Origin of the sequence: Janthinobacterium aestuarii (assembly GCF_051380835.1) — a bacterium.
Taxonomy (GTDB): Bacteria; Pseudomonadota; Gammaproteobacteria; order Burkholderiales; family Burkholderiaceae_D; genus Janthinobacterium; species Janthinobacterium aestuarii.
On the sequence record NZ_JBNYXU010000008.1, the window covers coordinates 20,166 to 37,054 of the forward strand.

15 protein-coding genes and 2 tRNA genes are annotated in these 16,889 nt (G+C 62.6%); 11 read left to right on the forward strand and 6 right to left on the reverse strand.

Translation table 11 applies throughout. The features are described from left to right. Positions 1-21: 21 nt before the first annotated feature. On the reverse strand, positions 22-846 hold the full coding sequence (gene dkgB, locus ACQ4WO_RS20240) for a 2,5-didehydrogluconate reductase DkgB (protein WP_436482981.1): 825 nt from the start codon (positions 844-846) through the stop codon (positions 22-24). A gap of 186 nt (positions 847-1,032) precedes the next feature. On the opposite strand from dkgB, the gene ACQ4WO_RS20245 reads away from it, so the two are divergent. Together ACQ4WO_RS20245 and ACQ4WO_RS20250 are read left to right on the forward strand one after the other, a co-directional pair. Further along, positions 1,033-1,108: transfer RNA gene (locus ACQ4WO_RS20245), tRNA-Phe, on the forward strand. Positions 1,109-1,296: 188 nt separating this feature from the next. Further along, on the forward strand, positions 1,297-2,268 hold the full coding sequence (locus ACQ4WO_RS20250; protein WP_436482983.1) for a hypothetical protein: 972 nt from the start codon (positions 1,297-1,299) through the stop codon (positions 2,266-2,268). A gap of 75 nt (positions 2,269-2,343) precedes the next feature. On the opposite strand, the gene ACQ4WO_RS20255 is transcribed toward ACQ4WO_RS20250, so the two are convergent. Beyond that, the gene (locus ACQ4WO_RS20255) at positions 2,344-2,883 is read right to left on the reverse strand and encodes a DUF2058 domain-containing protein (RefSeq protein WP_034753528.1); all 540 of its coding nucleotides are present in this window, start codon (positions 2,881-2,883) and stop codon (positions 2,344-2,346) included. Positions 2,884-3,147: 264 nt separating this feature from the next. On the opposite strand from ACQ4WO_RS20255, the gene ACQ4WO_RS20260 reads away from it, so the two are divergent. Together ACQ4WO_RS20260 and ACQ4WO_RS20265 are read left to right on the forward strand one after the other, a co-directional pair. After that, positions 3,148-3,453: a PsiF family protein gene (locus tag ACQ4WO_RS20260; RefSeq protein ID WP_034753527.1), complete on the forward strand. Its 306-nt coding sequence runs from the start codon at positions 3,148-3,150 to the stop codon at positions 3,451-3,453. Positions 3,454-3,594: 141 nt separating this feature from the next. After that, positions 3,595-4,563 carry an IS1595 family transposase gene (locus ACQ4WO_RS20265; protein ID WP_436482985.1) on the forward strand — a complete coding sequence of 323 codons (969 nt, stop codon included), beginning with the start codon at positions 3,595-3,597 and terminating at the stop codon, positions 4,561-4,563. A gap of 6 nt (positions 4,564-4,569) precedes the next feature. On the opposite strand, the gene ACQ4WO_RS20270 is transcribed toward ACQ4WO_RS20265, so the two are convergent. Both ACQ4WO_RS20270 and ptsJ read right to left on the reverse strand, forming a co-directional pair. Then, positions 4,570-5,289, reverse strand: a complete 720-nt coding sequence (locus tag ACQ4WO_RS20270) for a glutamine amidotransferase-related protein (protein WP_436482987.1) — start codon at positions 5,287-5,289, stop codon at positions 4,570-4,572. Positions 5,290-5,322: 33 nt separating this feature from the next. Beyond that, a complete protein-coding gene (gene ptsJ, locus ACQ4WO_RS20275; RefSeq protein ID WP_436483182.1) occupies positions 5,323-6,624 on the reverse strand; it encodes a MocR-like B6 salvage transcription factor PtsJ in 1,302 nt (433 codons plus the stop codon). Positions 6,625-6,716: 92 nt separating this feature from the next. Here ptsJ and ACQ4WO_RS20280 point away from each other — a divergent pair, with 92 nt between their 5' ends. From ACQ4WO_RS20280 to ACQ4WO_RS20290, 3 genes are all read left to right on the forward strand, one after another. After that, the gene (locus ACQ4WO_RS20280) at positions 6,717-7,544 is read left to right on the forward strand and encodes a YggS family pyridoxal phosphate-dependent enzyme (protein ID WP_436482988.1); all 828 of its coding nucleotides are present in this window, start codon (positions 6,717-6,719) and stop codon (positions 7,542-7,544) included. Positions 7,545-7,632: 88 nt separating this feature from the next. Further along, on the forward strand, positions 7,633-9,909 hold the full coding sequence (locus ACQ4WO_RS20285) for a putative bifunctional diguanylate cyclase/phosphodiesterase (protein WP_436482990.1): 2,277 nt from the start codon (positions 7,633-7,635) through the stop codon (positions 9,907-9,909). Between the two features lie 92 nt (positions 9,910-10,001). Beyond that, positions 10,002-12,395, forward strand: a complete 2,394-nt coding sequence (locus ACQ4WO_RS20290; protein WP_436482992.1) for a S9 family peptidase — start codon at positions 10,002-10,004, stop codon at positions 12,393-12,395. Positions 12,396-12,516: 121 nt separating this feature from the next. On the opposite strand, the gene ACQ4WO_RS20295 is transcribed toward ACQ4WO_RS20290, so the two are convergent. Next, positions 12,517-13,512, reverse strand: coding sequence for a cytochrome-c peroxidase (locus ACQ4WO_RS20295; RefSeq protein ID WP_436482993.1), 996 nt, complete (start codon positions 13,510-13,512; stop codon positions 12,517-12,519). 205 nt (positions 13,513-13,717) lie between these two features. Between ACQ4WO_RS20295 and ACQ4WO_RS20300 the strand changes: the two genes are divergently transcribed. Further along, positions 13,718-14,149, forward strand: a complete 432-nt coding sequence (locus ACQ4WO_RS20300; RefSeq protein WP_436482994.1) for a hypothetical protein — start codon at positions 13,718-13,720, stop codon at positions 14,147-14,149. A 20-nt stretch (positions 14,150-14,169) separates the two neighbouring features. Here the strand turns inward: ACQ4WO_RS20300 and ACQ4WO_RS20305 are convergent, their stop codons facing one another. After that, positions 14,170-14,940: a hypothetical protein gene (locus ACQ4WO_RS20305; RefSeq protein ID WP_436482995.1), complete on the reverse strand. Its 771-nt coding sequence runs from the start codon at positions 14,938-14,940 to the stop codon at positions 14,170-14,172. Positions 14,941-15,059: 119 nt separating this feature from the next. Here ACQ4WO_RS20305 and ACQ4WO_RS20310 point away from each other — a divergent pair. The 3 genes from ACQ4WO_RS20310 to ACQ4WO_RS20320 form a co-directional block, all read left to right on the forward strand. Then, positions 15,060-15,135 (forward strand) — tRNA-Phe (locus ACQ4WO_RS20310). Positions 15,136-15,146: 11 nt separating this feature from the next. Continuing rightward, positions 15,147-15,332 carry a hypothetical protein gene (locus tag ACQ4WO_RS20315; protein ID WP_436482996.1) on the forward strand — a complete coding sequence of 62 codons (186 nt, stop codon included), beginning with the start codon at positions 15,147-15,149 and terminating at the stop codon, positions 15,330-15,332. 96 nt (positions 15,333-15,428) lie between these two features. Continuing rightward, a partial coding sequence (locus ACQ4WO_RS20320) for a PKD domain-containing protein (protein WP_436482997.1) occupies positions 15,429-16,889 on the forward strand: 1,461 nt, incomplete at its 3' end.

The window sequence follows — 16,889 nt, forward strand, 5'->3', positions numbered from 1 at the left end:
AGCCTCATCATGGCGCCCATCTCAGTCCCACTGCGGCGCCAGACCGTCCGGGTTGGCCAGGCGCTCGCCCCGCTCCAGGGTGGCCATCTGCGCCATCTCGTCCGGCGACAGGGTGATGCGCTGGAAATGCAGGTTCGCTTCCAGGTTGGCGCGTTTGGTCGACGACGGAATCACGGCAAAGCCCTGCTGCAGCGACCAGCTCAGCGCCACTTGCGCCGGCGTCACGCCGTGCCTGGCGGCGATGGCCGCGATCACGGGGTCCGCCATCACCTTGCCATACGCGAGCGGCATGTAGGCCGTGATGTGGATGCCCTGGCTGCGCGCGAAATCGATGACCTTGCGGTTTTGCAGGAACGGATGGATCTCGACCTGCTGCGTGGCGATTTCCGATGCGCCCACCGTATCGATGGCTTGTCGCAGTTGCGCGTTGGTGAAATTCGATACGCCGATGGCCTTGGTCAGCCCCTGCGCCTTCGCCTCCGCCAGCGCCGCCATGTAGTCGGCCACGGGAATGGCGTCGTTCGGCGACGGCCAGTGGATCAGGGTCAGGTCCAATTGTTCCAACCGCAGCTTGTGCAGGCTGTCCTTCAGGCTGGAAATCAGCTTGTCGCGCTGCAGATTGTCGATCCAGATCTTGGTGGTGACGAACAGCGCGTCGCGCGGGACGGCGCTGGCGGCGATCGCCTGGCCCACTTCGGCTTCGTTGCCGTAGATTTGCGCCGTGTCGATATGGCGGTAGCCGACGTCCAGACCCGTGGTGACGGAATCGATGACGACCTGGCCCTGCAGGCGGAAGGTGCCCAGGCCGATTTCAGGGATGGTGGTGTGTTGGGTAGTCGTATTCATGCGGCAGTCCTCTCAAGTCAGTAACGATGAGCACACTATGCGCCCTTCTTTTGTTGAGAAAAATACCGTTTATATCAAATCATATTTGATCTACAGGCAAGTAATATGATGCCCATGCAGGAAATCCGGGAAAAGTCGTCGAAGGCTCTTGCATTCCCGTTTTGGTCTGCTATAATTCGCCACCTTGGCCTGGTAGCTCAGTCGGTAGAGCAGAGGATTGAAAATCCTTGTGTCGGTGGTTCGATTCCGCCCCGGGCCACCAAGAATTAGTTTCACGTTCAAAAACGCCACCTTCGGGTGGCGTTTTTGTTTGTGGCGCCGTCACATCCTCTCGCAGCTCATCATCCGGCACCAATGCGCAAGGCGCCACCATTCCGGACACAGGAATTTTCCCCACGGGAACATGTTGATATTAAGCAAAGATTAACGTCCGTATCAAGGAAGAGGAACGTGAAACAATGCTTATTACTGGCTGTTGCCAGTGCCCTTGCCAGTACCGGGATGGCGCAGCCTGCGCAAGTCGCAGCACAGGTGACAACGTCTTCAAGCGCCACGCAGCTGGAACCTCGGCGCGCAATCCCACTCAGGCCATGGGAAAAAAGGCTGGCAGCGTCGACGTTTTCCATGCAGATGCTGGCAAGCGGCCGCATTGATCCCGACTACCCCGGCTTGCCGCTTGGCCTCGCCGTGACCGCAATACAAAAATTCGTGGCCGACAAAAAAGGGGAATTCGAATCGACGGCTGATTATCAGCGTAGAAAGACCGCTGCCCTGGATGAAAAAATCATCGGCAACTCAAGCTTGAATGACTGGTTTGCCTTGGTGACCCCGGTCAAAAATAACGAACAATCTTCAAATGCCATCAGCTACGAATTCAATGCGAATACGGGAAAAGTAAAGCTCTTTGTCTTGCCTTGCTCTTTTGAGCTGAATGGCATCGGCGCTCCTGACTACGACCTCAACAAACTGCGATACAAGGGCCTGGATCAATTTGAATTGAGTTCCAAACTGAAATCAAAAGGTCCGTACAAGGGGCCTGGCAGCTATCGCGCAAAATACCCCATCGAAGAAACCGACACGGCAAGGCTGGGCATTGCAGTCAATCGCATCCCGTTCCGGGATTTTCAGCGTGACAATTTCCAATCTAACAAGAAACCTGTAATCCAGTTGACGATGGAAAATGCCGTCGCGGAAAAAGAGCTACCCGCCTTGAAGGCGCTGCTCGTGATGAAAGTGGCGGCGCCTTACCTGGTCTATAATTTCTACCGGTCCGAGTTTACTCCGGACAGAACGGACATGAAAACAATACAAAGCATTTACCTTGCCGGCAATATGGCCGGCATTATTTTTTACTCCGGCATTACCGGCGACATTCTGGGACGATTCCCCGCAGGATTTGGCCTGCCTGTCGCACCGAATTAATGCAAAAAAAGCCAACCCGAAGGTTGGCGTTCTCAAATCACGCAAGGCGGCCGCCTGCGGCCAGCCACATCGCTTTTACCACATCAAATCATCCGGAATCTGGAACGCCGCGTACGGATCGTCCTCGTCCACTTCCGTGCTGGCCTGCTTGACGCGCACGACGATGGCGGGGTCGCGTTCGGCGATCTTGTCGGCGATGATGCGCGGCACCAGTTCCACGGCGCCGCCCAGGCAGACGATCACCAGACGGCCCGCCACCAGATGGGCTTGCACGGCCGCCGTCACGTAGATGCGCTCGATCTTGTTGTTGAACGTGAAGTTATACGGCACGTCGCCGTTGTTGCCCTTGCTCTGGCGGTTCTTTTGCACCATTTGCGCGATCTGCGCCACGATGGCTTTCTGGTTGGCGGCCGCGTCGCGCTGGGCGTTCAGTTCGCGCGCACGTTCCGCGTTCTTGCGCTGCGTCTCGAGCGCGGCCAGGCGCACTTCATCGACGCTTTGCGTGCCGCTTTTGCGCTCGTCCTTTTTTTGCTTGCTCTTGTCCTGGTTGGCCAGCTTGACCTTCTTCTTGTCGACCAGGCCGGCCTTTAAAAACTGCTCTTGCAACGAGACCATAACTACTCCGTATTGAGGGTGCGCCGGCCAAGGCAGCGGCATCGGCCGGTGGAAAGTCGCTAGCATAGCAAAAAACAGGGGCGCTGCCGCCGCAACATGGCTGCCCGGGCCAGCCGGCAGGCGCCTTGTGCCTGTCAGTAACAAAAAGACACACTCGAGTGGAAATTTTGTTGATAAATGTCATATAGTTAGTTACGTTCTGCATACCGGCATTGCCTGCCGCTTGCATGTCCCCTTCCACTGACTGCGCCTAAAGGATTTACCATGAAACAATTCATCGCCCTCTGCATCGCCGCCGCGTTTGCCAGCACCGCCTTTGCCGCCGCACCGGAAGCGGCGCCCGTCGCCAAGACGGCCCAACAGTCAAAAATGACCACCTGCAATGCGGATGCCGCCGGCAAGAAAGGCGATGAGCGCAAGGCCTTTATGAAGGAATGCCTGAGCGCCAAGCCCGCGCCGGCCATGACGCAGCAAAACAAGATGAAGGCGTGCAATGTCGACGCCAAGGACATGAAGGGCGATGCCCGCAAGGCTTTCATGAAGGAATGCCTGAGCGCGCCGAAGAAATAAGCGCCTCGCCTGCCTGTCCCACAACGCCAGCATCATGCTGGCGTTTTTTATGGCTCTGTCATCGGCAAGTAGGGGAGATTCCGGAATCTTCCTGTGGCTGAGCTGTCTGACTCTGCATATCAATCACACAGAGAGCAGATCATGCGGCCAGCCGAATGGAAGAGCTTTATCGCGCAACTTTCGCAGTTGAGCCAACGCCAGCGGCAGGCTGGCATTGCCCTGCTGCATGGCAACGCGCCGCACGACGCGACCGTCGCGCTGCTGGAAAGTGTGGCGCAGCCGCGTTTGGCTTGTCCCGTCTGCCACTCGGCGCACTTGCACCGGCACGGCCATGCGCACGGTTTGCAGCGCTACCGTTGCGTCCCTTGCGGACGTACCTTCAATGCCCTGACGGACACCCCGCTGGCCCGCTTGCGCCACAAGGCGCTATGGCTCGCCTATGCCGATTGCCTGCTAGCATCGGATTCCGTGCGCAAGGCGGCGTTACAACTGGGCGTGCACCGCAACACCACGTTTCGCTGGCGCCACCGATTTTTATCGTTGGCAAAGACGGACCGGCCGCATGGTCTGCACGGCATCGCCGAGGCCGACGAGTTATACGTGCAGGAATCGGAAAAGGGGGCTAAAAAAATGACGCGTCCGGCGCGCCGCCGGGGCGGCCACGCGCACCGACGAGGTATTTCCAATGAACAGGTCTGCATCCTGGTGGCGCGCGACCGCACGGGACAGACCCTCGATTTTGTCACGGGCAAAGGAGCATTGACGAAGGCGCAGTTGCATCACTGCTTGTTGCCCTTCATCGACAAGGACGTGCTGCTCGTCACCGACGGCCATGCGGCCTACCGGGCTTTTGCTCGGGAAGCGGGCATCAGCCACCAGGCCGTCAACTTGCGCGCCGGCATCCGCGTACAGGGCGCCGCCCACGTGCAAAACGTCAACGCATATCACAGCCGTTTGCGTCAATGGCTGGGGCCGTTTCACGGCGTGGCGACGCGCTACCTGCCGAACTATCTGGGATGGCGCTGGATACTCGACGCCAAGCGCATCCGCTCACCGGAAACATTATTGAAAGCAACTTTGGGCGCATTCCCACATCTGACGGTGACATAGCCTTTTTTATTGCGCTGCGTAAGCCTGCATGAGCCGGTCGAGGAAGATAAACAGCTGGCCGTTCATCGCTTGCCAGTCGTGGGCGCGCAGGGTCGCTGGCTGCTGCACGAAGCGGTGCGACGTGAGCGTGGCCAGTTCTGTTTCTGACGCGGCGATCAGCAGCTCGACCACTTCCGGCGTGAACTCCATATGGCACTGGAAGCCGTACACCAGATTGCCGTATTCGACGATCTGGCGCGGGCAGCCTTCGCTATAGGCGATGATCTTCGCGTTGCCGGTCAGGCCCGGCATGTCGCTGTGCCAATGCCCCGTTTCCAGGACGTCGCCAAAATGGGCGAACTTGTCGTTCGCCTTTCCGTCTGCCGTCAGCATGATGGGGAACTTGCCGATTTCCTTTTCAGGGCTGTGCGCATGGCGCGCTCCCAGGGCCGCGCCGATCAGCTGCGCGCCCAGGCAAACGCCGACGACGGCCTTGCCCGCCGCGGCACAGGCGGCTATTAGGGCCTGTTCGGCTGCGGCGTCGAAATGCGGGCATTCCTCGCGCGTCGTCGACGGCGACTGCGGCCCGCCCATGACGACCAGCAGGTCGATGTCCGCGATGGAAGGGGGCAGCGGCTCATGGGCATAAACACGGGAATACGTGGCCTCGTGGCCGCGCTCGCGCACCCAAGTCTCATAGGCGCCCGGCGCCTCGAATGCTTCATGCACGACGAAATGGACTTTCATGATGTTCCCTTTCTGTGGCGATAAATTAAAACACTATGGCCGGCCCAGCACCTGGGCCAGCACGCCGGCGAACGCCTGCGCGCCCGTTTCATCGATGGTCGACACGGTGATCCGCAATCCCTGCGCCGGCGCCTGCACGCCGAAGGCTTCGCCGCCGCGCACCAGCCAGCCATGCCGGGCCAGCGCCGGCACGGCGACTTGGCTGCTGTCCGGCAGCGGCAGCCACAGGTTCAGGCCATCGGCGGGGCTGGCGCACACCAGGCCTCGCGCCGCCAGCGCCGCCACCGCCATGTCGCGGCGGCGCGCATAGTCTGCGCGGGCCAGGACCACCTGCGCGGACACGTCGGGCGACGACAGACAGGCGCTCACGGCATCCTGCAAAAGATGGCTGACCCAGTTCGTGCCGGGCGCCAGTCGCAAGCGCAAACGCTGTGCCGTCTGCCCGTCGCTGGCGACAACGGCCAGGCGCAGGTCGGGACCGAAGATCTTCGATACGGAACGGACCAGCGCCCAGCGCCGGGCCGTCGGGGGAATCACGTCCTGGTAGTCGGCGGCGGACAGCAGCGAGAAATGGTCGTCGACGATGACCAGCACGTGCGGGTAGGCGGCTAGTACCGCGCGCAGCTGATCCGCACGCGCCGCGCTCAGGCTGCAGCCGGTGGGATTGTGCGCGCGCGGCGTCACGATGACGGCTTGCGCGCCTTGCGCCAGCGCCCGTTCCAGCGCCTCGGCCTGCATGCCCTCGGCATCGACCGCCACGCCGACGGCGTGCAGGCCGGCGATGCGCAAGGTGTTGATGCTGCTGACGAAGCACGGATCTTCCACTGCCACCTTGTCGCCCGCGGCCAAGTACGCCCCCAAGAGGCGCTCCACCGCATCGACCGCCCCATTCGTCACGGTGATGTCGTGCTCCCCGGGGCAATCGCCGGCCAGCCAGCGCCGCGCCAGCACTTCCAGTTCCGGGTCCACTGTGGCTTCGCCATACAGGCGCGGGCGGTATGGCTTGCGCGCCAGGGCCGCGCCGACATCGGGCAGCCAGGCCAGGTTCGGATTGCCGCCGCCCAGGTCGGCCAGCGGCGAGCCGGGCAGCAAGCCTTCCTGCTCGCCGGGATCGCGCTGCGCGCGGATGGCCGTGCCCAAACGCCCTTGCGTGACCGCGATCCCGGCCGTCACCAGGCGCCTGTAGGCCAATGACACGGTATTGCGGTTGACGCCCAGGGTCGCGGCCAGCTCGCGCACGGTCGGCAGCTCCTGGCCCGGCAGCAATTCCCCCTCCTGCGTCAGCGCGCGGATGCTGTCGAACAGTTCCGCGGCGGTTTTTCCGGCAATCTTCACGATAGTCTCAGACATGATATATTTTGGCATAGGACAATAATACATCACTGCGGCGACTCCTGCCGCTAATAAGGCAAATACAAGGCTGACACATGCACAACGACACTCCCCTGCTCACTCCCACCATGCATGAGCGGCATGGGCGCTGGCCGCAAGCCGTGTCGGTGGACGACTTCCGCCGCAACCTGGCGGCAGTGCATGCGCGCATGGCGGCCGCCTGCCAGCGGGTCGGGCGCGATCCGGCCGGCGTGCGCCTGCTGCCCGTCAGCAAGACCAAGCCCGAAACGAGCCTGCGCCTGGCCTACGCCGCCGGTTGCCGCATGCTGGGAGAAAACAAGCCGCAGGAGGCGGGCCGCAAATGGGAAGCGATGGGGGATCTGGCCGACCTGCAATGGTCGGTGATCGGCCATTTGCAGACCAACAAGGCCAAGCTGGTGGCGCGCTTTGCCAGCGAATTCCAGGCACTCGACAGCCTGCGCGTGGCCGAGGTGCTGGAACGGCGACTGCAAGCGGAAGGGCGCGGACTCGACGTGTTCGTGCAAGTAAACACCTCGGGAGAAGCCAGCAAGTACGGCTTGCCGCCGGACGAAGTGGCCGCTTTCCTGCGCCAGCTGTCCGCCTTCCCGGCGCTGCGCGTGCGCGGACTCATGACATTGGCGCTGTTGTCGGCGGAAGCCGTGCGCGTGCGCCGCTGCTTCGTGCTGCTGCGCGAACTGCGCGACCGGCTGCGCCAGGACGTCCCCGCTGGCATCAGCCTCGACGAGCTGTCGATGGGCATGTCCGGCGATTATGAAATCGCCATTGAGGAAGGCGCCACCGTCGTGCGCGTCGGCCAGGCCATCTTCGGCGCGCGGGACACGCCGGATAGCCACTACTGGCCGGCAGCGGAAGGTGGTCGCGCCGTCAATCATGCCGAATGATCAAGATGACATGCTGGAAGATACCGCGTAATATTTTTACCATACTGCCCAGCTCGGCAGCACAGCTCCCTGGGGAAAGGACGGCAGCGTGGCCGCGTCAAACGATCTCGCGCACTGGCGCGGACAGATTTTTGCGCGCCTGCTGCAGGCGGTGCTGCTGCTGGGCATCGTCACTGCCATCCCCAGCGCCCTCCTGGCCGCGCGCGAAGCTATCTGGTCCATAGTAGCCCTCGACTTGCTGGCCATCGGCTGGATCGGCCTCATCTGGCATCTGCGCGCCATGCCCTACCGCTGGCGCGTGTGGCAATTCCTCATCGTCGCCTATCTGGTGGGCGTGGGCCTGCTGATGAAAATCGGCCCCGTCAGCCAGATCTACATGATGCTCATGCCCGTGCTGGCGGCCCTGCTGCTGGGCATGCGGCCAGCTTTGTCGACCCTGGCGCTGACGTCGCTGACCATCTTTCTGCTCGGCCTGCATCCCGACGTGGAGCTGCAATTGCGCGGCGTGCCCGATTCGCCCGTGCTGCGCGCGCTGATCGTGGCCCTGAACTTCCTGTTCATCGCCGCCGTGCTGACCCTGTCGTGCGCCTTCCTGCTGCGCCACCTGGAGCGCAGCAGCCAGGCCCTGTCGCAGCTGAACGCCGATCTGCGCTTGACGGCCACGGCGCTGGCCCGCCTGAACGACATGGTGATGATCGCCGAAGTGAGCGATGCCCTGCCTAACCTCGATCTCGGCGCGGGTACGATGCCCGCCACGCGCATCATCTTCGTCAACGACGCCTTCGAGCGCAGCAGCGGCTATGCGCGCGCCGACGTGCTGGGCCGCAGCCTGCTGTTCCAGCAAGGCCCCGCCACCGATGCGGACGAACTGGCGCGCGTCGCCGCCGCCATGGCCCGCGCCCAGCCGGCACGGGCGGAATTGCTGAATTACAACAAGGCCGGCAAGGCCTACTGGGTCGAAGCGGAACTGGTGCCGTTCACGGATGCGGACGGCAGGCAGACGCACTGGGTGGCCGTCGAGCGCGAAATCGACGAGCGCAAGAAATCGGAAGCGGACATCCACCGCCTGGCCTTCTATGACGTGCTGACGGGCCTGCCCAACCGGCGCCTGCTGATGGACCGCATCGGCCACTTGCTGGCCGCCGCGCCGCGCAACCATACCATCAGCGCGCTGATGTTCATCGACCTCGACCACTTCAAGCACATCAACGACGCGCGCGGCCACGCCACGGGCGACGCGCTGCTGCGCCTGGCCGGCGAACGGCTGGCGCAGCTGATGCGCAAGGCCGACACGGTGGCGCGCATCGGCGGCGATGAATTCGTCGTGCTGCTGGCGCACCTGGCCGATGACCTGGACAGCGCCGCCCGCGCGGCGGCCCAGGTGGCCGAGAAAATCCGCGCCGCCATCGCGCGCGACTTCGAAATCGGCGCGCAGTCCTATCATTGCAGCGCCAGCATCGGCGTGACCCTGCTGCCGAAAATGGCGCAGCAGGCGCACGACCTGCTGCGCGAAGCGGACATCGCCATGTACCGCGCCAAGGCGGAAGGGCGCAACGGCATCGCCTTCTTTGAAGCGGCCATGCAGGCGGGCGTGGAGCGCCGTCTGACCCTGGAACGGGCGCTGGCGCGCGCCCTCGATGACCATGTGTTATGCATGCACGTGCAGCCGCAGGTCGATCGCCACGGCCGGGTCACGGGCGCCGAATTGCTGATGCGCTGGCCGCAGGCGGATGGCAGCCATATCGCGCCGGACATCTTCATTCCCATCGCCGAGGAATCGGGGCTGATCGTCAAGCTCGGCCACTGGGCCCTGCGCGAAGCGTGCCGCGCCGCCAGGGTGCTGGCGCAGGAGGGATCGCCCGTCGCCCTGTCCGTGAACGTCAGCCCGGCCCAGTTCCGCCAGCCCGATTTCGCTTCCCGCGTGCAGGCCGCGCTGGCCGAACACGGCACGCCGGCCGGCGCCCTGATCCTGGAATTGACGGAGGGTTTGCTGATCGACCAGCGCGACGCCTCGCTGGCGCGCATGCGCGAACTGGCGGAACTGGGCATCCGCTTTTCCATCGACGATTTCGGCACCGGTTATTCCAGCCTCGCCTACCTGACCTCGATGCCGCTGTACGAACTCAAAATCGACAAGCGCTTCATCGACGACACGCCGCACGATGCGCGCGGCACGGCCATCGTGCAAGCGATACTGGCCATGGCGCGCCACCTGGGCTTGCGCGTCGTGGCCGAGGGCGTGGAAACGCCGGAGCAGGCCGACTTCCTCATCGCCCACGATTGCGACGGCTTGCAGGGCTTCCTGTATGCGCGGCCGATGCCGCTCGCCGACTTTCTCGCCTGGCTGGCCCGGCATCAAGCTTAGCTTTCCGACATTTCCTGCACGCAACTCCTCCGCTAGAATACCGGCCTCATAGCCTGTACCTTCACCATCCCCTTTGATTAAAGTGATCCCCGATGCGTCTGGTTCTTCCCCTGCTGCCGCTCCTGCTGCTCTCTCTGCTGCCCGCCGCGCATGCGGCCCCCTCATCCACCGCCACCGCGCCCACGCCGATCACGCTGGACCAGGCCATGGCCGATCCCGACTGGATCGGTACACCCGTCGAAGCGGCATGGTGGGGCTGGAATGGTCAGCTCTATTACAAGCAAAAACGCCTCGGTTCGCCCCTGCGCGACACGTTTCAAGTCTCCGGCGCGAATGCCAAGCTCAATAGCGGCAAGAAGGTCGACGATGCGCAGCTGGCCAATCTCGATGGCCAGCAAATGGTCGTCAACCGGGCCGGCACGCGCGCCATCCTGCTGCGCAACGGCGACTTGTTCGAGCGCGACCTGAAAAACGGCGCCCTGACGCAGATTACGCGCGGCGTGACGGCCATCAGCGACCCGCAATATTCCAGCGATGGCGGCGGCGTGCAATACCGCAGCGGCACGGACTGGTTCAGCTGGAACCGCGCGGAGCGCCTGAGCGCCCCCGTGGCCCTGCTGCGCGCGGCCAAGGACCCGGACGCCAAGCCGGAAGCGGACGCCCTGCGCGAGCTGCAACTGCGCCTGATCGTCAACCTGGCGCGCCAGAAGGAAGACCGCGACGCGAGCCGCGAACGCCGCCGCGAAGAGCGCCGCCTGGACGCCACGCGCGCGCCGGAACCGATCTACCTGGGCGAAAAAGTGACGATTTCCGGCAGCGCCCTGTCGCCGGACGGTCGCTGGCTGCTGTTCGTCACGCAAGACAAGGCCGCCGAAAAAGGCAAGCTGGGCAAACTGGCCCGCTACGTCACGGAAACGGGCTATCCGGAAGCGGACGACGAGCGCACGCGCGTGGGCCGCAACATGCCGATCGCGCAAAGCCTGAAACTGGCGGACCTGCGCACGGGCCAGGTGCGCGAGATCGGTTTCGACAGCCTGCCCGGCATCGCCGTGGATCCGCTGGCCGAGCTGCGCGCCGAACAGAAGCTGCCGCCATTGAAGGGCAACCGCCCCGTGCGCATCGATGCGCAGCGCGACGGCATCGCCTGGACCGATGACGGCAGCAAGGCCGCCGTACGCATCCGCGCCATCGACAACAAGGACGGCTGGCTCGCCAACGTCGACCTGACCAACGGTACCCTCGTGCCCGTGCACCGCATCAGCGATACGGCCTGGGTCAACCGCCGCGCCGAGGAATTCGGCTGGCTGCCAGACAACACCACCTTGTGGTATCTGTCCGAGGAAAGCGGCTACGCCCACCTGTACACGAAACAGGGCGCGGCCCCGGCGCGCGCGCTGACCAGCGGCCAGTGGGAAGTGAGCGCCGTCGAATGGAGCCGCGACGGCAAGAACGCCTATTTTATGTGCAACCGGCAGGCGCCAGGCACGTATGAAGTGTGCGCCAGCACGGCCAGGGATGGCGGCGCGCGCGAAGTCACCAGTTTGAAAGGCGTGGAAAACTTCGGCCTGTCGCCCGACAACGGCAAGCTGCTGCTGCGCTATTCGACCAGCTATATGCCGGCCCAGCTGGCCACCGTTTCTATCTCCGGCGGCAAGGCGACTATCCTCACCGATACGCGCAGCGACGCCTTCAAGGCACGCAACTGGGTCATGCCGGAACTGGTGCAAGTGCCGTCCACGCATGGCGCGGCGCCGATCTGGGCCAAGCTGTACCGGCCAAAACAGCTGGAAGCGGGCAAGCGCTATCCGATCGTCATGTTCGCGCACGGCGCCGGCTACCTGCAGAATGTGACCGCGCGCTATCCCGTCTACTTCCGCGAACAGATGTTCCACAACCTGCTGGTCGAGCAAGGCTACATCGTGCTCGACGTCGACTACCGCGCCTCGCTCGGCTACGGCAGCGCCTGGCGCACGGCCATCTACCGCCAGATGGGCCACCCGGAACTGGAAGATTTTGTCGACGGCGCCAACTGGCTGGCGCAGCAGCACCAGGGCGACATCCGGAACGTGGGCATCTATGGCGGCAGCTATGGCGGCTTCATGAGCCTGATGGCCCTGATGCGCGCGCCGGACATCTTCAAGTCGGGCGCCGCCCTGCGTCCCGTGACGGACTGGACGACCTACAACCATGAGTACACGGCGAATATTCTGAACACGCCGGACGTCGATCCGCAAGCGTATAAAATCTCGTCGCCGATTGAATACGCGGACAAGCTGACGGGCAACCTGCTGATCGCCCACGGCATGATCGACGACAACGTGTTTTACCAGGATTCCGTGCGCCTGTCGCAGCGCCTGATCGAGCTGAAAAAGGATAACTGGGAAATGGCCAGCTACCCGATGGAGCGCCACGGCTTCGTGCAGCCGGAAGCGTGGTATGACGAGTACCGCCGCATCTATCAGTTGTTCCAGCGTACGTTGAAGTAAGCGATATCAGAATGTCGGATTACGCGGCGACGCCGCTAATCCGACCTACCCGCTCCAGCGTAGAGAGTAGGTCGGATTAGCCCGCAAGGGCGTAATCCGACACCACACCCACCACAATCACTCAATCAAACGGCACCGGCCGCGGCGTCGTGTCGCTCGATGGCGGCAAGATCGGCAGCACCATGTGCGGCTGCTTGCCCGTCAGGGTTTTCAGGAAGGCCACCAGTTTGGCGTTTTCGTCGGGTGTAAAGGTGCGGCCCAACTGCAAGCGGCCCATCACGTCGACGGCCTGCGTCAGGGTCGCCGCTTCGCCATCGTGGAAGTACGGATACGTCAGCTCCACGTTGCGCAGGGTCGGTACCTTGAAATTGAAGCGGTCCGCATCTTTGCCCGTCACGGCCGAGCGCCCTTCTGCCGTCATCGCCGTTTTATACGGTTCCACCACGCCCATCTTCTGGAAAGTATTGCCGCCCACGGCGGGGCCGTTATGACAGGCGATGCAGCCGCTCGATTTGAACAGCTGGTAGCCGGCCAGCTCGTCTTTCGTCAGCGCGCTTTTCTTGCCCGACAGCCATTGATCGAAGCGGGAACCGGGCGTCACCAGCACCTCTTCAAAGGCGGCGATGGCGTGCGTGACTTGCTCGATGGTCAGCTTGTCCTGGCCAAACACTTGCCTGAACTCGGCGCGGTAGGCGGGAATCGAGGCCAGCACGTCGATTGCCAGCTCGTGCGTAAAAGCCATCTCGCCGGGATTGGCGATGGGGCCGCCCGCCTGCTCCTGCAAATCCTTGGCGCGGCCATCCCAGAATTGCGCCACGTTCATGCTGGCATTGAGCACGGTGGGCGAATTGATGGGCCCGCGCTGCCAGTTGTGGCCGATCGAGGTCTTGATATTGTCCGTACCGCCCATGCTCAGGTTATGGCAGCTGTTGCAGGAAATAAAGCCCGAGCGCGACAGGCGCGGATCGAAAAACAGTTTCTTGCCCAGCTCGACCATCGCTGGATTGGCCACCTTGGCGGCGGTAATCGGCTGGATCGGTTCCTTGCTGGCGGCGTGCAGCACGCCGCTGAAAGCGAGGCTGGCGATAAAGAGGAAAGGTGAGATGGTGCGGCGCATATGAGCTCCTTAAGCATTCCCGAATCGGCGGCGCGCGCCGGCGCGGGAATGCAGCGCGCCGGCCCGGTCGCCACCCGTACATCGCTGATTGGATGTTGATTTATATTAACTTTTACGGGTTTACAATGGAAATGACCGGGATCAAGGTTCTGGCCAAGTGCGAATCGTGCTTGCCATTTACGCAAGCGTGGCACATGATGAAGGCATGAAAACGCCTACCTACTCCGCCCTGTTGCGCGCCACGTGCGCCAGCTTCCTGCTGCTGGCCGCCAGTGCCTGCGGCAGTGCCCCCACGCAAGATGATGCGCCGCCCGCCCCCGGCAATGCCGGCTTGCTGGCGCAAATCCAGGCGGAAGTGGGCACCGCCGCCTGCGATTCCACCCAGCAATGTCAGACCATCGCGATCGGCGCCAAGGCTTGCGGCGGCCCCGAGGCCTACCTGGCCTGGTCCAGCAAGGGCAATGACGGCAAGAAACTCAAGGCACTGGCCCAGGCGCAAGCCGAGGCCAGCCGAAAGCAGCAGCAAGCGGACGGCATGATGTCGACCTGCTCCATCGTCACGGACCCGGGCGCCACCTGCGAAGCGGGACGCTGCGTGCTGCAAAAGAGCGCCATGGGCGGCAACGCCGCCATGTAATGAAATGATTCGGCGACACGTCAGGACTGCAATTGCAGGGTCTTGACGATCTTGCTCTCCACCCTCTCGCCCGCGCCCGAGGTGGTGTTCTTGCTCTCCTTGCGCAGCAACAATAAATGGTCGCCGCTGACGCCATACTGGCGCGTCTCGTCCGACTTTTGCGTAAAGCTGACGACGACAAAGGCGCGCCCGCTCACGTCAAAGTGGAAATGGCTGGCCAGCGGCGTGCCGTCCGCGGCGATCCACACCTCGATACCGCCTTCGAACTTCTTCACATACTTGCGGTCTTTCTCAGGCACCTTGTCGAGCGATAAAGTAAAGCTGAGCAGACGCGCCGGCTTGCCCTTGTAGCTATCCATCTTTTCACTGCTGAAGACAGCTTCCTCGATCTCGCGCGACAGGGCGTCCGCCGCCGACACCATGGAACGCAGCTCCGTCGCCTTCATTTCTCCCAGCGCAAAGCCGATCGGCGTCTTGACCTTCGGATCTTTCACCCTGGCGCGCTGCTCGGCCTCCACTTTCGCCAGCAAATCCTTGCCGTAGAGCACTTGCAAGCCCGCCGGCCCGCCTTCGACGGTGACTGTCGCCTGGCCGCTATCCTCTTCCGCCGCCCTGCCCTCGCCCTCGCGGCGCCAGCTTTTCGATTCCACCTGCGCCTTGATCGGCATCTGGCCCTGCAAGCGGGCCAGCGCCGCATGCAGATCGGCCAGCCCGTCGGCCCGCGCCGCGCCGCAAAACAAACTGAACAAGCCCGCCACCGCCAAGCCCTGCACTCCAATACGTCGCTGCATCGCCACATCCCTTCGGGTCATACAAGGATGCCAAAACACCATGTTTTGGCCATCTGTTGCATTTGAACACAGCCAGCTCTGGTCAGGTGGAAAGTCTTTCTGCTATAATTCGCCGCCTTGGCCTGGTAGCTCAGTCGGTAGAGCAGAGGATTGAAAATCCTTGTGTCGGTGGTTCGATTCCGCCCCGGGCCACCAAGAATTCAGCAGTGCATAGCAAAAAGCCAACCTTCGGGTTGGCTTTTTTGTTTGCTGAATTGCTCGCATCCAGCCTGTCGCCAGTCACGCTGCAAGCCGCGCTGCGCTGCGCGCCGCTTGAAAAAATCCATCCCTCACTCCCTTCAGGTGCATCGCCTTCAATTTCAAAGCATGAACTATTGCTTAAAGATATATAATTTCCGTTAACAGGCTGACTGACTCCGGCAAGAACTTGGCCGTTTGAGCGTGACGCCACATGGCATCACTTTAAAAATTAAAAATGGATAGATTCGATGAAGACTTTGGCAATTATGCTTGGTTCGTGCATGCTCGTTGCATGCGGCGGCGGTGGTAGCGGCTCCTCACCGGCCCCTGCTAGCCCGGCAGAGTTAACCGTCAACGGCACTGCCGCAACGGGGAAAGCAATTGCTGGCGCCATGATTACTGCCAAATGCCAGACGGGCACAGGCAACGCCACGACGCTGGCCGACGGCAGCTACAGCCTTGCCGCCGCCGGTGGCCAACTGCCGTGCCTGCTCCAGATCACCGATCCGGCTGATGGCTCCAAATTGCACACGCTCGTGCTGGGAAGCGGCAACACCGCCACTGCCAACATCACGCCACTGACCGAAATGCTGACGGCGCGGGTATTGGGGAACGAACCCGCGGTCTTCTTCGCCGCTTTTGACTCCGCTATTGCCGGCAGCAAGATCAATAGCACTGCGGTGAAAGCAGCGCAGGCTGACGTGGCTGCGGTACTGAGCGGTGTCGTCGACACGAACCCGCTCGCTGATTTCCTTTCCACGCCCTTGAAAGCGGCGACGCAAGGCAACCCGGCCGGCGGCGATGCGCAGGACAGGCTTCTCGATGCGCTCAGAATAAAAATCAATGCCGCCCTGCTTACCCAGGTCGTGACCGCGCTGGCCAAGATCAGCAATCCAGACACCATCAAGCAAGTCATCGCCGATATTGCCGCAGTCCCCCCTGTCGCCCAGGCAGGGCCGGCACAAAGCGTGGTGACGGGCACTGTCGTTACCCTCGATGGCAGCGCCAGCTCGGCCGATGCCGGCCGTACACTCAGCTATGCGTGGACCCTGCAATCCAAACCGGCAGGCAGCACGGCAAGCTTGTTGTCGCCGACCTCCGCCAGACCCACTTTTACGGCGGATGTGGCTGGCACCTATGTTGCCAGCGTCATCGTCAACGACGGCAAGGTCAGCAGCAACGCCGCGGCGGTCAGCATCACGGCCAGTGTAGCCAATGCGGTGCCGGTTGCGAATGCAGGCTACGCGCAAAATGTCTTGTCCGGCAGCGTGGTCGAACTCGATGGCAGCGCCAGCTCGGATGCCAATGGCGATGTGTTGACGTTTGCCTGGATGCTGACGGAAAAACCGGCGAACAGTACGGCCACCTTGTCCTCTGTCAGCGCAGCCAGGACCAGCTTTACCGCCGATGCCTCCGGCTTGTATGTCGCCAAACTCATCGTCAACGATGGCAAAGCGAACAGTGCGGACGCAACTGTTACTGTCACCGCCAGCGCCGTCGACAACTCCGGCCCCAACGTTTCTGCCATCACTGTCACCCCCGCCATCGTTGACGTCTCGCAGACAAGTCAACAGGTGACGGCCACCGTCAGCGTGACCGATGCCACCGGCGTCAATCTTAACGCCCTGCCCGCCCCCCATTGGTACAACGTCGCCGACATCGGCGGCACCCGCATCAACAGCCAATGGAAACTGGCGTCCGGCGACGCG